Source organism: Bradyrhizobium sp. S3.12.5 (assembly GCF_040548225.1).
Classification (GTDB): Bacteria; Pseudomonadota; Alphaproteobacteria; order Rhizobiales; family Xanthobacteraceae; genus Bradyrhizobium; species Bradyrhizobium cytisi.
The window spans coordinates 78,233-93,733 of record NZ_JBEPRF010000004.1; the positions used below are offsets into that span (position 1 = coordinate 78,233).

The 15,501-nt window shown below is 61.8% G+C and carries 17 protein-coding genes and 1 pseudogene; 12 read left to right on the plus strand and 6 right to left on the minus strand.

The window, feature by feature from the left end; translation table 11 throughout:
- The first annotated feature begins 322 nt into the window (after window positions 1-322).
- The 5 genes from ABIC09_RS06370 to ABIC09_RS06390 all read left to right on the plus strand — a co-directional run bounded on the left by ABIC09_RS06370 (window position 323) and on the right by ABIC09_RS06390 (window position 3,957).
- A complete protein-coding gene (locus ABIC09_RS06370; protein ID WP_354108927.1) occupies window positions 323-988 on the plus strand; it encodes a YoaK family protein in 666 nt (221 codons plus the stop codon).
- 25 nt (window positions 989-1,013) lie between these two features.
- Window positions 1,014-2,690: a SulP family inorganic anion transporter gene (locus ABIC09_RS06375; protein WP_354108740.1), complete on the plus strand. Its 1,677-nt coding sequence runs from the start codon at window positions 1,014-1,016 to the stop codon at window positions 2,688-2,690.
- Between the two features lie 181 nt (window positions 2,691-2,871).
- Window positions 2,872-3,087 (plus strand): hypothetical protein, encoded by a 216-nt coding sequence (locus ABIC09_RS06380; RefSeq protein WP_354108741.1) that lies wholly within the window; start codon window positions 2,872-2,874, stop codon window positions 3,085-3,087.
- Between the two features lie 2 nt (window positions 3,088-3,089).
- Window positions 3,090-3,491 (plus strand): aspartate-alanine antiporter-like transporter, encoded by a 402-nt coding sequence (locus ABIC09_RS06385; protein ID WP_354108742.1) that lies wholly within the window; start codon window positions 3,090-3,092, stop codon window positions 3,489-3,491.
- A gap of 31 nt (window positions 3,492-3,522) precedes the next feature.
- Entirely contained in the window at window positions 3,523-3,957 is a 435-nt protein-coding gene (locus ABIC09_RS06390; RefSeq protein WP_354108743.1) for a hypothetical protein, read from the plus strand.
- 43 nt (window positions 3,958-4,000) lie between these two features.
- Here ABIC09_RS06390 and ABIC09_RS06395 read toward each other — a convergent pair whose 3' ends face one another.
- The gene (locus ABIC09_RS06395; RefSeq protein WP_354108744.1) at window positions 4,001-4,135 is read right to left on the minus strand and encodes a hypothetical protein; all 135 of its coding nucleotides are present in this window, start codon (window positions 4,133-4,135) and stop codon (window positions 4,001-4,003) included.
- A gap of 3 nt (window positions 4,136-4,138) precedes the next feature.
- Between ABIC09_RS06395 and ABIC09_RS06400 the strand changes: the two genes are divergently transcribed.
- Entirely contained in the window at window positions 4,139-4,618 is a 480-nt protein-coding gene (locus tag ABIC09_RS06400) for a hypothetical protein (protein ID WP_354108745.1), read from the plus strand.
- A gap of 73 nt (window positions 4,619-4,691) precedes the next feature.
- On the opposite strand, the gene ppk2 is transcribed toward ABIC09_RS06400, so the two are convergent.
- Both ppk2 and ABIC09_RS06410 read right to left on the minus strand, forming a co-directional pair.
- On the minus strand, window positions 4,692-5,492 hold the full coding sequence (ppk2, locus tag ABIC09_RS06405) for a polyphosphate kinase 2 (protein WP_354108746.1): 801 nt from the start codon (window positions 5,490-5,492) through the stop codon (window positions 4,692-4,694).
- A gap of 38 nt (window positions 5,493-5,530) precedes the next feature.
- On the minus strand, window positions 5,531-5,983 hold the full coding sequence (locus tag ABIC09_RS06410) for a hypothetical protein (RefSeq protein ID WP_148752528.1): 453 nt from the start codon (window positions 5,981-5,983) through the stop codon (window positions 5,531-5,533).
- 176 nt (window positions 5,984-6,159) lie between these two features.
- On the opposite strand from ABIC09_RS06410, the gene ABIC09_RS06415 reads away from it, so the two are divergent.
- The 6 genes from ABIC09_RS06415 to ABIC09_RS06440 all read left to right on the plus strand — a co-directional run bounded on the left by ABIC09_RS06415 (window position 6,160) and on the right by ABIC09_RS06440 (window position 12,383).
- Window positions 6,160-6,624 carry a hypothetical protein gene (locus ABIC09_RS06415; RefSeq protein ID WP_148752630.1) on the plus strand — a complete coding sequence of 155 codons (465 nt, stop codon included), beginning with the start codon at window positions 6,160-6,162 and terminating at the stop codon, window positions 6,622-6,624.
- On the plus strand, window positions 6,617-7,849 hold the full coding sequence (locus ABIC09_RS06420) for an HlyD family secretion protein (RefSeq protein WP_354108747.1): 1,233 nt from the start codon (window positions 6,617-6,619) through the stop codon (window positions 7,847-7,849). The genes ABIC09_RS06415 and ABIC09_RS06420 overlap by 8 nt, the downstream gene beginning before the upstream one ends.
- A gap of 98 nt (window positions 7,850-7,947) precedes the next feature.
- On the plus strand, window positions 7,948-9,273 hold the full coding sequence (locus tag ABIC09_RS06425; protein ID WP_354108748.1) for a TAXI family TRAP transporter solute-binding subunit: 1,326 nt from the start codon (window positions 7,948-7,950) through the stop codon (window positions 9,271-9,273).
- Between the two features lie 119 nt (window positions 9,274-9,392).
- Window positions 9,393-11,018 (plus strand): DUF3300 domain-containing protein, encoded by a 1,626-nt coding sequence (locus tag ABIC09_RS06430; protein ID WP_354108749.1) that lies wholly within the window; start codon window positions 9,393-9,395, stop codon window positions 11,016-11,018.
- The gene (locus tag ABIC09_RS06435; protein WP_354108750.1) at window positions 11,015-11,932 is read left to right on the plus strand and encodes a DUF2950 domain-containing protein; all 918 of its coding nucleotides are present in this window, start codon (window positions 11,015-11,017) and stop codon (window positions 11,930-11,932) included. Before ABIC09_RS06430 ends, ABIC09_RS06435 begins: the two co-directional genes overlap by 4 nt.
- Window positions 11,916-12,383 (plus strand): hypothetical protein, encoded by a 468-nt coding sequence (locus tag ABIC09_RS06440; RefSeq protein WP_148752523.1) that lies wholly within the window; start codon window positions 11,916-11,918, stop codon window positions 12,381-12,383. Before ABIC09_RS06435 ends, ABIC09_RS06440 begins: the two co-directional genes overlap by 17 nt.
- Before the next feature lie 350 nt (window positions 12,384-12,733).
- On the opposite strand, the gene ABIC09_RS06445 is transcribed toward ABIC09_RS06440, so the two are convergent.
- The 3 genes and pseudogenes from ABIC09_RS06445 to ABIC09_RS06455 all read right to left on the minus strand — a co-directional run.
- Window positions 12,734-14,461: a sensor histidine kinase gene (locus tag ABIC09_RS06445; protein ID WP_354108751.1), complete on the minus strand. Its 1,728-nt coding sequence runs from the start codon at window positions 14,459-14,461 to the stop codon at window positions 12,734-12,736.
- A 1-nt stretch (window position 14,462) separates the two neighbouring features.
- The gene (locus ABIC09_RS06450; RefSeq protein WP_354108752.1) at window positions 14,463-14,963 is read right to left on the minus strand and encodes a hypothetical protein; all 501 of its coding nucleotides are present in this window, start codon (window positions 14,961-14,963) and stop codon (window positions 14,463-14,465) included.
- Between the two features lie 150 nt (window positions 14,964-15,113).
- Window positions 15,114-15,266 (minus strand): annotated as a pseudogene (locus tag ABIC09_RS06455) (epoxide hydrolase); the annotation flags it as partial.
- Between the last annotated feature and the right edge of the window lie 235 nt (window positions 15,267-15,501).

A 15,501-nucleotide genomic window follows, 5' to 3' on the forward strand; every position in this document is an offset into this window, starting at 1 on the left:
CAACGTCGGCGGCGATGCAGGGCCTTGGTCAGGCACCAGGTGTAGGGCAACGATCGGGAACTTTCCTGTTCGATCGTCAGCATGGCCGGCCGTTGCAGATCATGCCAGCGGGAACAAACAGTTGCAGTCGCGCGGTGCGATCGCCGTCACGCTCGATCAGGTCCACGCGATGGTGCCGATCGAAAAGCCGAGGACCTCCTCCTGCGAGTTTGGCCGAAACTGGTTCGTTAAACCCCGGAGACGCTTGATCCAGATCAATTCTCGCCGATGGCGAGACCCCGCCTATAAGACCGTGCAGGGCATGGGAGCTAACGCTTCGGATATGAGTACAGATACCGCCGCTGCTTCGTCGATACGCCGCGACGAAACGGTGCCAATCGCGCTGTTGCTGGCCTTCGCCGGCGGCTATCTCGATGCCTACACCTGGATCGTCCATGGTGTGATGGCTAACGCGCAGACTGCCAATCTTGTCCTGCTTTGGGTCTATGGTTCGATCGGCGACTGGACGAAAGCGCTCCACTTCGTGCCACCGATCCTTGCGTCCGCGGTCGGCGTCGTGGTCGCGACATGGCTGCGCCGCGCAACCCGAGAGCGCGCCAGCGCGATCAGCACGCTCATCGAAATCCTGTTGTTGGTCGCTATTGCCGTCCTGCACAACCGCCTGCCGGATCTTGCGGGAACGCTTGGCATTTCGTTCGTCGCTGCCGTACAGAGCGCCGTCTTCACCAGGGTCGAGGGCGTGGTCTACAGCTCGGTCACGGGCAACATGCGGCAGGCGATTGAAGGCGTGTTTGCCGAGGTCTCCGGAAATGGGTCGCTACGCCCTGCCGGCATTTTTACCACCTTATGCGTCACGTTCGGCCTCGGAGCCGCTGTTGGCGCCTTCGCGACCAAGCAAATCCCGAATCTGGCGCTCGGTATCCCCGTGATCGCACTCCTGATCGTGCTGCTGCGTTGCGAAGCCCCACGCGACGAGGCTAGCCCATGACGATTTCTGAGCGGAGATAGCGCTGATGTTCCTGTTTCCGCCCGCGACCTGGCTTGCGCACTATCATGGCGCCTGGCTGCGTTCGGACGCCATCGCCGGCATCACGCTTGCGGCTTATGCCATTCCGGTGTCGCTCGCCTATGCGGCGCTGGCGGGCCTGCCGCCCCAGATCGGTATCTACGGTTACATGCTCGGCGGGATCGGCTATGCGCTGCTCGGCTCGTCGCGCCAGCTTGCAGTCGGTCCGACCTCTGCGATCTCGCTGATGATTGCGGCCTCGGTCGGGGCGCTGGCCGGCGGAGATGCGGCGAAATACGCCGAGATCGCGAGTCTCGCCGCATGCGCGGTGGCGCTGCTTTGTCTGATCGCCTGGTTGTTCAAGCTCAGCGTTCTCGTCCGTCTGGTCAGCGACAGTATCCTGGTCGGCTTCAAGGCCGGCGCCGGGCTCACGATCATGATGAGCCAGCTGCCGAGCCTGTTCGGCGTCACCGGAGGCGGCCATAATTTCTTCGATCGCGCCATCAAGCTCAGTGGTCAGCTCGGCGGCATCAATTGGCTGGTTCTGGCGATCGGCGCCATTGCGCTCCTCTTCCTGCTGCTCGGCGAACGCCGTCTGCCGGGAAAGCCGGTCGGACTCACGATTATGGCACTGTCGATCGTTGTGGCGACGCTGCTTGGGTTTCCTTCCCTCGGCGTACCTGTTACCGGAAAAATTCCCGAGGGATTGCCGGCGATCGGATTGCCGACGTTTGGTCTATTGGAACCTGACGAGCTCTTCCCGTTGGCCGCGGGATGCGTGCTGCTTGCCTATATAGAAGGTGTCTCCGCCGCCTGCAGCTTTGCTGCCAAGCATGGCTATGCCCTGGATGTCCGACAGGAGCTTTTGGGCTTAGGCGCAGCGAACCTCGTCACCGCATTCGGACACGGCTACCCCGTGGCAGGTGGACTGTCGCAATCTGCAGTCAACGACAATGCCGGCGCGCGCACAGCGCTGGCGCTGGTGATCTGCTCGGTGACGCTTGCGCTATGCTTGCTGTTCTTCACAGGGCTGTTGACGAACCTGCCCAAGGCTGTGCTTGCAGCGATTGTCTTTGCCGCAGTCTATAGGCTGGTGGACATCCGCGCGCTGTTGCGGATGTGGCACGTCAGCCGCTTCGATTTTTATGCCGCGGCGATTGCGCTCCTGTCCGTGTTGCTCCTGGGGATCCTGCAAGGCGTCCTGCTGGCGGCCATTGCGTCGATTGTCCTGCTCCTGGCGCGCGCCTCACGACCGAATGTGGCGTTCCTCGGCCGGCTCCCGGGTACCGGCCGCTATTCCGACAATGCGAGGCATGAGGGTGTCGAGCCGCTCGTCGGCGTCATCGCGTTTCGGCCCGAAGCCTCGCTACTCTACATCAATGCCGAAACGATCCTGGAGGCGGTTTTGGACGCCTTGCTGAGATCGGTCGATATCCGCTTGGTGATTTGCGACCTCTCTGCGTCCCCCTACATCGATCTGGCCGGCGCGGGCATGTTGCGCGACCTTTACGACGAGCTTGCCTCCCGGCATATCGCCTTCTGCATCGTCGGCGCCCATGCACAGCTGCGCGATCTCTTGCGGGCCGAGGGGCTGGCGGAGAGGACCGATAGCGGCCACTGGCTGCGGTCGCTGGACAGCGTTCTTGGCGACGGTCAGCCCAACGATGCCCAAGGAGCGGGCTAATCTCTCAGCTGCTCCCTATCGGTCAGCGTAGGCCTATTGCGCTGCAAGGAGGATTACCGGCCGTGCTTGCGGCCCCAGTATATCGCGCGACCGTTGACTTGGATCAAGGGAGCAAGCGGCGCGGCACGCACGATCCGGCATCATCCATGCTCCTCGGCTTGATATGGATCGGGAGAGAGACATGTCCAAAGACGCCAAGCCCGCGCAGAATCGCATCGATCAGTTCCTGTCTGGCCCCGGCGCGCGGGCGGACGACTGGCGTGATCTGGTCGAGGCAGCCAAAGCATGGGCGCGCGGTGGCGACCGCGCGAAGTATGATGCCGCGTTGGATGATCTCTCCGTGACAGTGCCAAGATCGGCCTCGGCAATGCCGGCGGTCTGCTGCTGTCGGGCGTGATCGTGTCGCGGCTCCGCTTCTTTGGCAATACCCCGAACGCGGCGCGCAACGTGCTGGAGGAGCTCGGCCTCGTCGTCTTCGTCGCCATCGTCGGCATCAATGCCGGCGCTGGGTTGCTGGCGCAGCTCACGGGCGCCGTTGCCTTGAAGATTTTCGTTGCGGGCTTCATCGCCTGCACGATCCCGCCGTTCATCGTCTGGGCGATCGGCTTCCACGTCTTCAAGATCAACCCGGCCGTGCTGATGGGCGGCGTTGCCGGTGCGCGTTCGCATTCCGGGCCGTGCCGGGAAGCCGCGGTCAAAATCCAGAGCTCCGTGCCCTGGATCGGATTCCCGGTCGGCTACGCCGTGTCGGGCATCCTGCTCACCGTGTTCGGCCATTTCGCGATGATTCTGGCGCAATAGCTCGACGTCACAACCAGAGGAAACGAATCTTATGAGGAAAGCCGCCATCTATGCCGCCTTGGTCACCTCGCTAGCCGGCGTCGCCGGTTTCAGCACGCTAGCGCGCGCCGAAACCGGCCAGGTAGCCGTTGTCTTCACCAAGGGCGGCTTCGTCGTCGGCGTCGGTGGTGGCGAAGGCGTGCTGCTGCTCCGGGGCCACAAATATCCCTTTACCGTCTCGGGCATGAGCGTGGGCTTCACGATCGGCGCCTCGACCACCAAGCTGGTCGGCCGCGCCCTCAACCTGAGGGGGCCGGAGTCCATCGAAGGCTCCTATGCCGTTGGCGGCGCGGGTGGTGCTGTTGCCGCGGGGGCCGGAGCCGTTCAGCTGCAAAACGCCAACGGTGTGATCCTCCAGCTTAGTGGCCCGAAAATCGGCGCGGAGCTCTCTGCCGCCGTGGGTGGTGTGACGATACGTTTGAAGTAGCAGGCGGGCGATCGGGCCGCCGCGGCGGTTGCAGCGCTCGAGCTTACATGGTGGCGGCTTTTACTCCTGCACGCAAGCCAAGGAAGTCGCCGCGAAACAGTGCGAAGTCGGGTGCCGGCCGCAGTTCGCGAGGCATCGTTGAAAAGCGGATCATGGCGCCCATATCGAGGGAGGACATGCCATGCTTCGTTATCTTCTCGCTCTCGTCGCAGCCTTCGTTCTTCTCACCGCGACGCTCGTTCCCGATGATGCCTATGCCCGCCGCGGTGGCGGCGGCTATCGCGGAGGTGGAGGAGGGGGCATGCGCGCCGGAGGCTTCCACGGCGGCGGCTACCGTGGCGGCGCGGTTCACGCCGGGCGTATCCATGGCGGGGCGGGGCGCGGCTATCGCGTCGGCGGGCCACGTCCGAGCCATCCGATCGCGGGTCGTCCGGGTCGTCCAATTGCGGGCCGTCCAGGTTACCCCATTGCGGGTCGTCCCGGCCGCCCGGTCGCTGGCTATCCGCGGTATGGATACCGAGGCGCGGCTTACGGTGCTGCGGTTGGTGCGGCCGCCGTGGGTGCCTACGGATACTACAACAACAATTACAACAGCGGCTGCTACCAGGACACTTACGGCAATTGGGTCTGTCCGCAGTATCCCAATCAATATCACTATTGAGAATCCGCTGCTGACGTAGTGCATCGAAGTCTGGACGATCGGACCGCGCCCCGAGCGCGGCCCGATCGCTTCGTCAATATCGCTCGGTGACGAAATTCATCCCGCGCAGGCTGGCCTGGTCATTGTAGCGTCCCTTGTCGGAGCGCTTCGGTAGCCTCACCTTGTCTTTCTCAATCTGCTTATAGGGAATCGCTTTCAGGAGATGGGCGATGCAGTTCAGCCGTGCGCGCCGCTTGTCGTCGGAGCGAATAATGTACCAGGGAGCGTGCTTTGTGCTGGTTCTCTTGAGCATCAGATCGCGCGCTCGCGAATAATCGTACCACCGCCGAAAGGATTCCACGTCCATGGGGCTGAGCTTCCATTGCCGCACCGGATCGTCGATGCGAGCCTTGAAGCGGCGCTCCTGCTCCTCCATCCCGACCTCGAGCCAGACCTTGATCAGGATGATGCCGCCGTCGAGGACGTACTTTTCCATCTGCGGGCAGAGCGCGAGGAAACGATCGTGCTCGGCGGGTGAACAGAACCCCATAACATATTCGACGCCGGCGCGGTTGTACCAGCTGCGGTCGAAGATCACGATCTCGCCGCCAGCCGGAAACTGCTTCATGTAGCGCTGAAAGAACAGCTGTGACTTCTCGCGGTCCGACGGCGCTGGCAGCGCGACCACGCGAAACACGCGCGGGCTGACCTTTTCCGTGATCGCCTTGATCGTGCCGCCCTTGCCGGCTGCGTCGCGGCCTTCGAACAGGACGATGACCCGGAGCTTGTTTTCCTTCACATAGTCTTGGAGATGGCAAAGTTCGACCTGGAGCTTTTCGAGCTCCTTTTCGTAATCCTTGCGCTTCATCCGCTCTGCGACTTGGTCCTTTGGCATGCTCCGCCTTCCGTTGCTTCAATTCGGCCGAACCGTGATCAGTCTCCCCAGGAAATGGTGATCCCGATGTCGCCGGGCATGCCACCGGGGAAGTCAATGACCTGATAGCCGATGCGGTAGCCGCGCGGCTTGAGGTATTCGGTCCAAAGCTCGAGGATCTCCTTTGGAATTCCCGTCAGCGTTTTCTCCCAGCCCGCCTCCATCTGGTTGATGGCGCGGCCCTTGTCCGTGCACAGCGTATTCGGGAACCGATAGACCTGCACTTCCGTCAAGCCATTGCGAACCGCACGCTGGATGATGGTCGACGCGAGCTTGATCTTCTCGTCCTCGGTCTTGCCGGACGGCTTGCTCAGCCGCTCGATCAAGGCGCGTTTCTCGGCTTCGGCCGCGGCGGCGAGGCGGACATATTCCTCAGCCTTCTCGGCCTCTTTGAGGGCCGCTTCCTTGCGGATTTGCGTAGCGTTGGGGATGAGGTCATCGAGGCCGGCCATGGCTGGAAGCTCCTGTTGGGCTGTCGAGCGTCGGTGCTCGGGTCAGGCTAGGACCGGCAAGGCCAAGTCCTTTGATTCAAATCAAGCGGCTCCATATCGGGCTGTTCAACGTGGGCAGGCTTGGATGTGTGCGGGACCAAAGTGGAGAGATACCTTTGAGCGAACAACTTCATCCGATGGCCCCTCATCATCTGCCGTTTTATCTCGCGCCGGGAAGCGGGACGGACGCGCTGATGGTGGTGATGGGAATCTTCCTGATCGGCACCGTGTTCTGGGTTGGCACGCTCTATTGGAAGCTGCACAGCCTGCCCGAGCGGATGGCTCACAAGTCACAGAAGCTGCAGTTCGAGTTCGTGGCCGTGCTCGGTCTGATCTCCCTGTTTACCCACATGCACATCTTCTGGGTGGCGGGACTATTGTTGGCCTTGATCGACCTTCCGGATTTCGGCACGCCGCTGCGCAGCATCGCCGGATCAGTCGAGAAGATCGCAGACGCAACGCCGGGAGAGCAAAGCGAGGTTGCCGAATCCGGACCGCAGCCACCCGAAAGACCCGGGCCAGCGACGACGGTTGTCAAACCCAACCCGCCGCCGCCCGAGAGACCCGGCGCGGCGAAAGAGAAGGAGCACAGCCATGTTTGAGCTCATGTTCTGCTCCCTTCTAACCATCCTGCCGGACTACCTCTACCGCCGCTACGCCCAAGGGAAGCACTTCGGCAAGGAGATCACGTTCTTTTCCATCTGGTACGAACTGCGATGGGGTATCACCGGCTGCTTGATGCTCACGGTGTCCCTGATCACCATGATCTTCTACTTTCACCCCTCAACGTCCTCGGCGACGCTCTATTACCGTACGGTGCCCATCCTGCCCGAGGGCTCTGGCCGGGTCGCGGAAGTCAATGTCGGCTACAGCGAAGCGGTGAAGAAGGGCGATGTGCTGTTCAGGTTGGACAGTTCGAAACAGCAAGCGGCTTTGGAGACGGCCAGGCGCAAGATCGCCGAGGTCGACGCCTCTATGACAAGCGCGGAAAACGACGTGGTCAAGGCCGAAGCTCAGATCCAGGAAGCAAAAGCGAGCCTTCAACAGGCCAAGGACGAACTGGACGTCAAGACGGAGTTGCAGCGCCGTAATCCCGGTATCGTCCCGCAACGCGACATTGAGAAACTACAGGTCGTGGTCAACCAGCGGCAAGCTGGTGTGGACGCGGCCACCGCGTCCAAGACGTCGGCGACGTTGCGGCTTTCAACGCTGTTGCCGGCCGAAAAGGCGAGTGCCCAGGCGGCCTTGGCCGAAGCGCAGGTCGATCTGGACAAGACGTTTGTTCGCGCCGGTGTCGACGGACGTGTGGAGCAATTCCTGGTCCGCACTGGTGACGTCGTCAATCAGCTGATGCGGCCCGCGGGCGTGCTGGTGCCGGAGGGAGCCGGCCGCCGCGCCTTGCAGGCCGGCTTTGGTCAGATCGAGGCTCAGGTGATGAAGGTCGGCATGGTGGCGGAAGCAACCTGCATCTCGAAGCCGTGGATAATCATTCCCATGGTCGTCACCAACGTCCAGGATTACATCGCGGCCGGGCAGTTCCGAAGCGGCGAGCAACTGATCGAGGCGCAGAATGTCGGGCAACCCGGCACGATCCTGGCTTTCCTGGAGCCGCTCTACAAGGGCGGTCTCGAAGGCGTGACGCCGGGCAGCAGCTGCATCGTCAATGCCTATACCAGCAATCACGAGGAGATCTCGGCGAAAGAGACCGGCACTGGTCGGGCAATCGCTCTGCATGTCGTCGATGGCGTCGGCCTTGTGCACGCCATGCTCTTGCGAATTCAGGCGCTGCTGCTGCCGATCAAGACGCTGGTGCTCAGCGGGCACTGACCGGGTTCGATGTTGCTTGATTGATGTCAACAAGATCCGGATGGACTGTCAGCTGAGCCCGTCTCGGCATTGAGTGCTTTATCTACCGTGGGCGCCGCATGGTCTCAGAGAGAATGCCGATCTGGCTTCGCTTCGTCATTGTCGCCGGCGCGCTCGTGCTGGTCGTCGGGGCCGGACTGTTTGGCTATCGCTGGTATTTTCGTCCGACGACGCTGACCATCGCGGTCGGATCGCTGGATGGCGAGGCGACGCGGCTCGTATCGGGACTCGCGAGCCGGCTTGCGGCAGTAAATGCGTCGATACGGCTCAAATCGGTGGAAACCACCAATGCGGTAGATGCGGCCGACCTGTTCGCGTCGAACAAGGTCGATCTGGCAGTCGTCCGCGGCGACGTCGGCGATCTCTCGCAGGCCCAGGCCGTCGTAGTCCTTGCCCATGCCGTCGTCCTGCTGGTTGCGCCTCCGGGCTCCGCCGTCACCGACATCGCGGGCTTGAAGCGCGCAAGCGTTGGTGTGGTCGGTGGCGAGATCAATCGCAATCTCGTCGGTGTTCTCACCAAGGAATACGATCTCGGCCGCGCCAATGTAAGCTTTCGCAATCTCGCGCCTGCAGATACCCGGCGTGCGCTCGACGCCAAGGAGGTGAGGGCAATCCTGGTCGTCGTCCCGCTGGCCGAAAAATATCTGACCCTGCTGCGAGGTCTTTTTCCGCAGAACGCCAAGACCGCGCCAATCCTCATTCCCATCGAGGCGGCCGGCGCCATCGCGGAGAAGCAGCGTGCCTATGAGAGCTTCGACGTGCCCAAGGGCACGTTGCGGGGCTCGCCTGCTGTCCCGGACGACGACCTGACCACCCTCCGTGTTTCCTTCTATGTGGTCGCGCGAAAGCAGCTTGGTGACGACGTCGCTGGCGCCTTGGCGGAAGCGCTGATGAAGGCGCGTCGGGATCTGCTCGGCGAGTTGCCGATCTTGTCGCAAATGACCGCACCAAGCACGGATTCGGATGCCTTTCTGCCTGTCCATCCCGGCGCAGCCGCGTTCTTCAACGGCACGCAGCAGAGCTTCCTGGACAAATGGGGGAATGCCATCTTCCTCACTCCGATGATCATCGGCGGCTTGATCTCCGTGGCGGCTGCGGCCTGGAAATTCCTCAGGGCAGGTGAATCCTCGAAGGACGAGCGGGGACTGGATGCACTCTACGCACTTGGGGCTCGAATACGCATGACGGAGGCGGAGCCTGAATTGTCCGACATCGAGACCGAGATCGACCGGGTTCTTCAGGCGCAGCGTGCCAGAACGGCGGCGGGAGATGAAAACGCGCTGGATGTCACGACGCTGAATGTTGTCGCGCACCGCCTGCAGAGCTTGATCCACGATCGCCGCATCCTGCTTTCAGCGCAACCGGAGAGCAAAATCCGGGTGTAGGCGGCCGGCCATCGGATCGGCGCTAAGAAGCTGCATGCCAAGGGAGGACCCTTGATCTTGATCAAAGTCGAGGGGCGACTTCCGCCGTTGACTCTGGTTGTTTGGTAACGGAGAACGGCATGTTGCAGTGCAGGAAGTTTCTCTTGGCATTCGTCATCATGATTGCGGCTCCCAGTGTTGCAGCTGCGCAAACAACGGACAGCAAGCCGCCTCCCTCCGAGCAAACGCTGCTTAAGCCCGAGCAACTCGAAGCGCTCGTGGCGCCGATCGCGCTCTATCCCGACGAATTGCTCGCCAATGTGCTGGCGGCATCCACCTATCCTCTGGAAGTCGTGCAGGCCGATCGCTGGCTGAAAGAGCGCAAGACTCTGAAGGGCGATGCCCTGAAGACCGAGGTCGAGAAGCAGGCTTGGGACGACAGCATCAAGGCGCTGGCCTCGACCGCCGAGGTGTTGACCATGATGAGCGACAAGCTCGACTGGACCAAGGCGCTGGGCGACGCCGTGCTGGCGCAGCAGCCGGACGTGATGGATGCGGTCCAGCGGCTGCGGACCAAGGCCTACGACAACAAGAAGCTGGTCACCACCAAGCAGCAGAAGGTGAGCGTCAAGACCGAGGAAAGCAGGCAGGTGATCGTGATCGAACCGGCCGTGCCCGATACGATGTACGTGCCGTATTACGAGCCTGCGACGGTTTACGGCGCGTGGCCCTACACCGAATATCCGCCATACTACTTCGGCTATCCCTCCTATATCGGTGCGGGCGTCGTCGCAGCGGGTCTTGCCTTTGGCACCGCCTGGGCCATCGGCCGCTGGGGCAATTATTGGGGCGGCGGCTGCAACTGGGGCAACCGCAACGTCTATATCAATCACCGGACCACGAATATCGGAAATGGCTGGCAGCACAATCCGTCGCATCGCCAGGGGGTACGGTACAACAATGCGAATGTTCAGCAGCGCTTCGGCAACAGCAACCTCAAGGTCGGCGCTGCAGATCGGATGGACTTCCGCGGCCGCGACGGACAGCAGGTGTTGAAGCCGGGACAGGATCGGCCAGGTGCGGGAGATCGTTCCGGCGACCGTGCGGGAGATCGCGCAGCAGACCGTGCCGGGGACCGCGGTGATCGAGGCGGTGACCGACAAGGCGCGGGGGATCGTGGCAAGGCGGGAGGCGATCGCGGCAAAGGCGGCGGCGATCGTGCGGCCAAGGCCGGTGGTACCAAGAATGCCGGCGCGAAGAATGCTGGCCCTAAAGCGGGTGGTGCCAAGGGCGGCGGCGCCAAGTCCGCGAACCGCGGTGGTGGCGGCAGCGCGCTGAACGTGTCGTCGGGCCGCTCGGCGGCCGCAGCATCGGCCCGTGGTCATGCGAGCATGGGGCCGCGCGGCGGCGGAGGTGTGAGCTTCGCCGGCCGAGGCGGCGGCGGAGGCTTTCAGGGGGGCGGTGGCGGAGGCCGGGGTGGTGGTGGCGGCGGCGGACGACGTTCCGATATCTCGCTGAAGCACGATGTCGTTCTGCTCGGCCATCTCGCAAACGGCCTCGGCTATTACCGCTTCAGTTACATCGGCAGCGACAAGGCCTATGTCGGCGTCATTGCGCAGGAAGTCGAAGACGTAACGCCGAAAGCCGTTACCCGCAGAGCCGACGGCTATCTCCGGGTCTATTACGAAAAGCTCGGTCTGAAATTCCGTACCTATCGCAATTGGCTCGAAAGCGGCGCGAGGATTCCTGCCGAGGTGACGCCATGATGGGTTTGAAGTCGCTTCATCGTGCAGCCTTGCCGACCATCATGGCGCTGGCGCTCCTCAGCTCGCCATCCCTGGCGCAGCAGTCCTATCCGACACCGGAGGATGCAGCAGTGGGGCTCGCCGCCGCCGTCAAAAGCGGACCGGACCGGGCCATCCTGAAAGTCCTCGGCAGCGCCGCCGAGGACATCGTCTCGTCCGGCGACGAGGTCGCCGACGTCGACATCCGGCAACGCTTCACCTCGATGTATGACGCCAAGCATTCGATCAAGACGGAGGGTAACAAGAAGGCGACGCTGATGCTGGGCCCGGACGACTTCCCGTTCCCGATCCCGCTCGTCAACACCAAGACCGGCTGGGAATTCGATACCGCCGAAGGCCGCATCGAAGTGCTGTATCGCCGCATCGGCCGCAATGAGCTCGACGCGATCCAGACCAGTCTCGCCTTTGTCGATGCCGAGAACGAATACGCCGACAAGGATCGCGGGAACGGAGCCGGCGTGTACGCACAGCGTATCGCAAGCAGTGCCGGCAAAAAGGATGGGTTGTTCTGGCGCGACGACAGCGATCCGAGCCCGCTCGGCGCACTGGCGGCACAGGCTTCGGCTGAAGGCTACAAGGCCGAGGAAGGGCCGGCGCCCTATCATGGCTACTATTTCCGCATCCTGAAGGGACAGGGGTCAAACGCGCCAGGGGGCGCACTTGACTATGTCATCAAGGGCAAGATGATCGGCGGTTTCGCGCTGATCGCCTGGCCTGGCGAGTACGGCAATTCCGGCGTGATGACCTTTCTGGTCAACCATGCAGGCATCGTCTACCAGAAGGATCTCGGGCCTCGAACCAAGGCCCTCGCTACCCGCATCACCGCGTTCGACCCGGACCAAACCTGGAAGAAGGTCGATGTTCCAAAGCCCTGAGCGACGGACGGAGTTGTTGCTTCAGTTACTTGGGCGTCTTGCGGCCATTGTGCTGCTCGCACTCCTTGTCCCCGCGACGCCCACCTTTGCGCAGGCCTCGGGTCAGGTCCGCGTCAAGATCATCAAGGCCGGGCTGCTGGTGGGCGGCGGCGCCGGGAACGGCGTGCTCACTTATCGCGGCCGCAACTACCCGTTCAGCGTCAGCGGATTGAGCTTGGGCGTTACCGCCGGCGCCAGCTTCGGTCGGCTCAAGGGTTGGGCTTCGGGCATTCGTGAGATCAGCGACTTCGCCGGCACGTACAGTTCGGTTGGCGGCGGGGCTGCCCTAGTCGGCGGCATCAATGGCGTTCAGCTGCGCAACGACAAAGGTGTCACGATGGTGCTGCAGGGACCAAAGGCTGGGCTGGAGTTCGCCGCTAACCTCAGCCAGATCACGATCTCCTTGAGGTGAACGTGTATCCCTCCGCTCGCCAAACGTTATGGAGATCTGTTCGACGAGCCGGTCTCCTGCTTCTGTTGGTCGTGATGTGGGGAATCGGAAGCTCACATGCAGCACCGCTGACGCCGTTTCGCTACGAGGGGCAGGCACAACGCCACTGCCCCGAAGACGAAGTGGTTTGGCTCGATTTCCGCGTGGGCCGGTACTATTCCCAAAGGCAAAAGCGCTACGGCGCAGGCTTGAGCGGCAGCTATGTGTGTCGAAAAGAGGCCAAGTCGAGTGGCTTTAAGCGATCACCGCTCGGGCTTCGGTAGCGGCGTGACCTGAATGGAACGCTGGGCGACCGTGATGGTCTCCAAGCGTTATTGAGCTGAAGCGGGAGCGAAGATCGGCAACTCCAGCTCGAAAATCGAGCCACTGGCGTCCGACTTGACCAGCCTCAACCTTCCTCCGCACCTTGCGACCAAGTTGGAGGAAATGGCTAGCCCCAGTCCCATACCGTCTTGTTTCGTCGTGAAGAACGGATCGAAGATACTCTCTTGATGATGCGGGCAAATACCGGTTCCCGAGTCTTCAACCCACAAATGAACCGTCGAGCCACCGTTGACACGGGTCTTCATGGTTAGTTTTCGTCGGTCGATGGGGACAGAGCTCATTGCGTCAATCGCATTTTTGCCGAGGTTCAAGACGATCTGCTGAAGCTCGGTGCCATCCAGGGCAACTGGGGGAATGTTGCCCTGAAACTCCGCAGCAACTGATACTCCATTGGCCAGGAGATCGTGCTTTAATAATCTCAGCGCGAGGTCTGCCACACCTTCGACGTCTGTCGAGGCGCCTGCGTGCGCCGTTTTGATTGTCATCTCGCGAATGCTCGAAATAATTTGAGCGGCTCGATTGCTGTCGGCTTCGATGTCACAGAGGATGTCCTCGATGTCCTCCAGCTCAGGGGAGGCAGCTTGCAGCTGACCGAGCCCTGTCGCGGCATTGAGCGAGATGGCTCCCAATGGAGATCTCAGCTCATGGGCGATTGCACCGGTGACCGCGTCGATGCTGAGAAGCCGGTTCGCTCGTTCGCGTCGTTGAAGCGCAATGACGCTGGCGAGGCGTGAATACAGCAACATTGTCTCGATCAGCAACACGGTCAGCAACATGCTGCTACCGATCAGGACGAAACCGCGCGCTGCGTACCAACCCACGGTAAATCGAACTGAGCTGCCGATGATCGCGACCAGGAAATTGGGCAGGTAGGCGAGCAAAGTCACCATGAGCCAGAGGTCAAGTATCGTGCGCATGCGGACAAACAAGACAGCGAGCGCAGTCAGGTCCCATAGCAGAAGCATCAGGTTGACCTGATTGCCAAGAGGCGTCTGATGCCTGATGTTGCTGACGTAGAACGCAGGAATATTTTCGGCTTGCGCGGTCACGATCCACGTTAGTCCAGCAATTGCGGCAGCGATGCAGCCGATCGTAATTGCGATTGCCGCTACTGCAGGTCTGCCTGGTCTGGTGGCCTTAAAATGATCCTTCGTGAACCCGTAAACGAGGATGGCCGCTGGAAAGGTCGTGTGCCAGAGCACGTAAAGCCAAGCCGGGCTGTTCAGTCCATCCCCGATCACACCTGCAGGCGCGTATCCGTTCGGAAAGGCGAGGGTCTGCAAAATCGCGAACGATCCGCTGAAAACGTATCCACTTGCGAGTGCGAGAAGCGCCCGCTGAGGCTGGATCGCAAATTGAGCAAACAGCAGGGCTGCCGTGATGAGTTCGGCCAGGCCCAGGGCAGTCTGTAAAACCGGAACGAAGCCATCGATCTGGCCCAACTGGATTCTCGCGAACGGCGCGATGACCGCTGCAATGACGATGAGCAGGACGGCGACACCCCCGGCGGAGGCCATTTGGCGACGGGTTGCGGGCATGTTCGCGATGATCAATGGGAATTCTTGCTCATCGTCGTGAGCGGGCACGCCGGCCGCGCTGGCCGGTCGCTGGCCCGCTTGCGCAATGCGCGGCCCTGATGCTGTCGCACCGCCGACAAGTCCCGCGAACTGGCGCTGCCTCATGCCGCCCCCCAAAAAAGGTACCGCGAAACCCATTTTACTCGTCTAAACGCCCTCGGTGAAGCGCCTGATTGGGCGGTGGATATAGCCTAGTGGCAATGGCGGAATTCCCGCCATGCTGCGGATGGTGTGCTCCCGATGGACGCGCTCCGCACACGTCGCCGAGAATTATCTCGGATTCCACCCCATCACCCGGCCCTCCTCCGGGTCCATGTTCGTCAGACGTCAACGCGCGTGGCCTTATCATGGCCGAATGGATCTCAGCCCACGAATGATCCAGTGCCGCGTCTCGCATTGGATCGATGACATAGTCCACCTCCAGAAGCATTGTACTGCTCAGAGCCTTATTGTCTTGGTAGGACTTTTCGACCATCTGATCGAAGCGAGCCTTGCGCAGTACGACATCTTCGATCGCAGCGAGATCTTTGCCGAAGGCGAGCTTAACGGCGCCTTCGAGCCCCATCGGCCCGAACTTCGCGCCGGGGGCGACCACGTTTTCTGGTGGTCCGTTAAGCATCTGCAGATCAAAGCTCGCCAATGCTTCAAGAGGTCTCGGCGGCGACCAGGGTAGCGTCCGCCTAGAGGCGAACTCATTCCGACCGGATTGAAACGACCGCCCCGCTGAGGCGATCATCCGAGCCGATTTCAAGTGAATTTCCGTTTCGACGTGTGTAAGAACCAGTTTCGGTCAGGGTTGTCGGAGCGACCGGAACGCTGCGGGGATCTCCTGGGAGAAGAGCTCAGGCTGCTCCCACGCAGCGAAGTGGCCGCCTTTGTCGACCTCGTTGAAGGAGACGAGGTTGCGATAGGCGCGACGGGCCCACGTCTGCGGAGCGGGGTAGACCTAGTCTTCGGATGAGCGCACCCGAGGGTAGGCCGGGGTCACCCGGTCGGCCTTCATGCGCCGCTTCGTCTGGCGGGGCTAACACGCAACAAATCCGTCAATTGCGCAGCCGCTATGGGTCGGGATTCAACGGAGCCCACTCCTGCTTTCAGCTTTGAAATTGTCCGCTTTCGCCGATGCCTTTCGGCCTTGTCCGCTTGATCCCCGCTGCTTGGCTAGCTTGAAGGGCGAA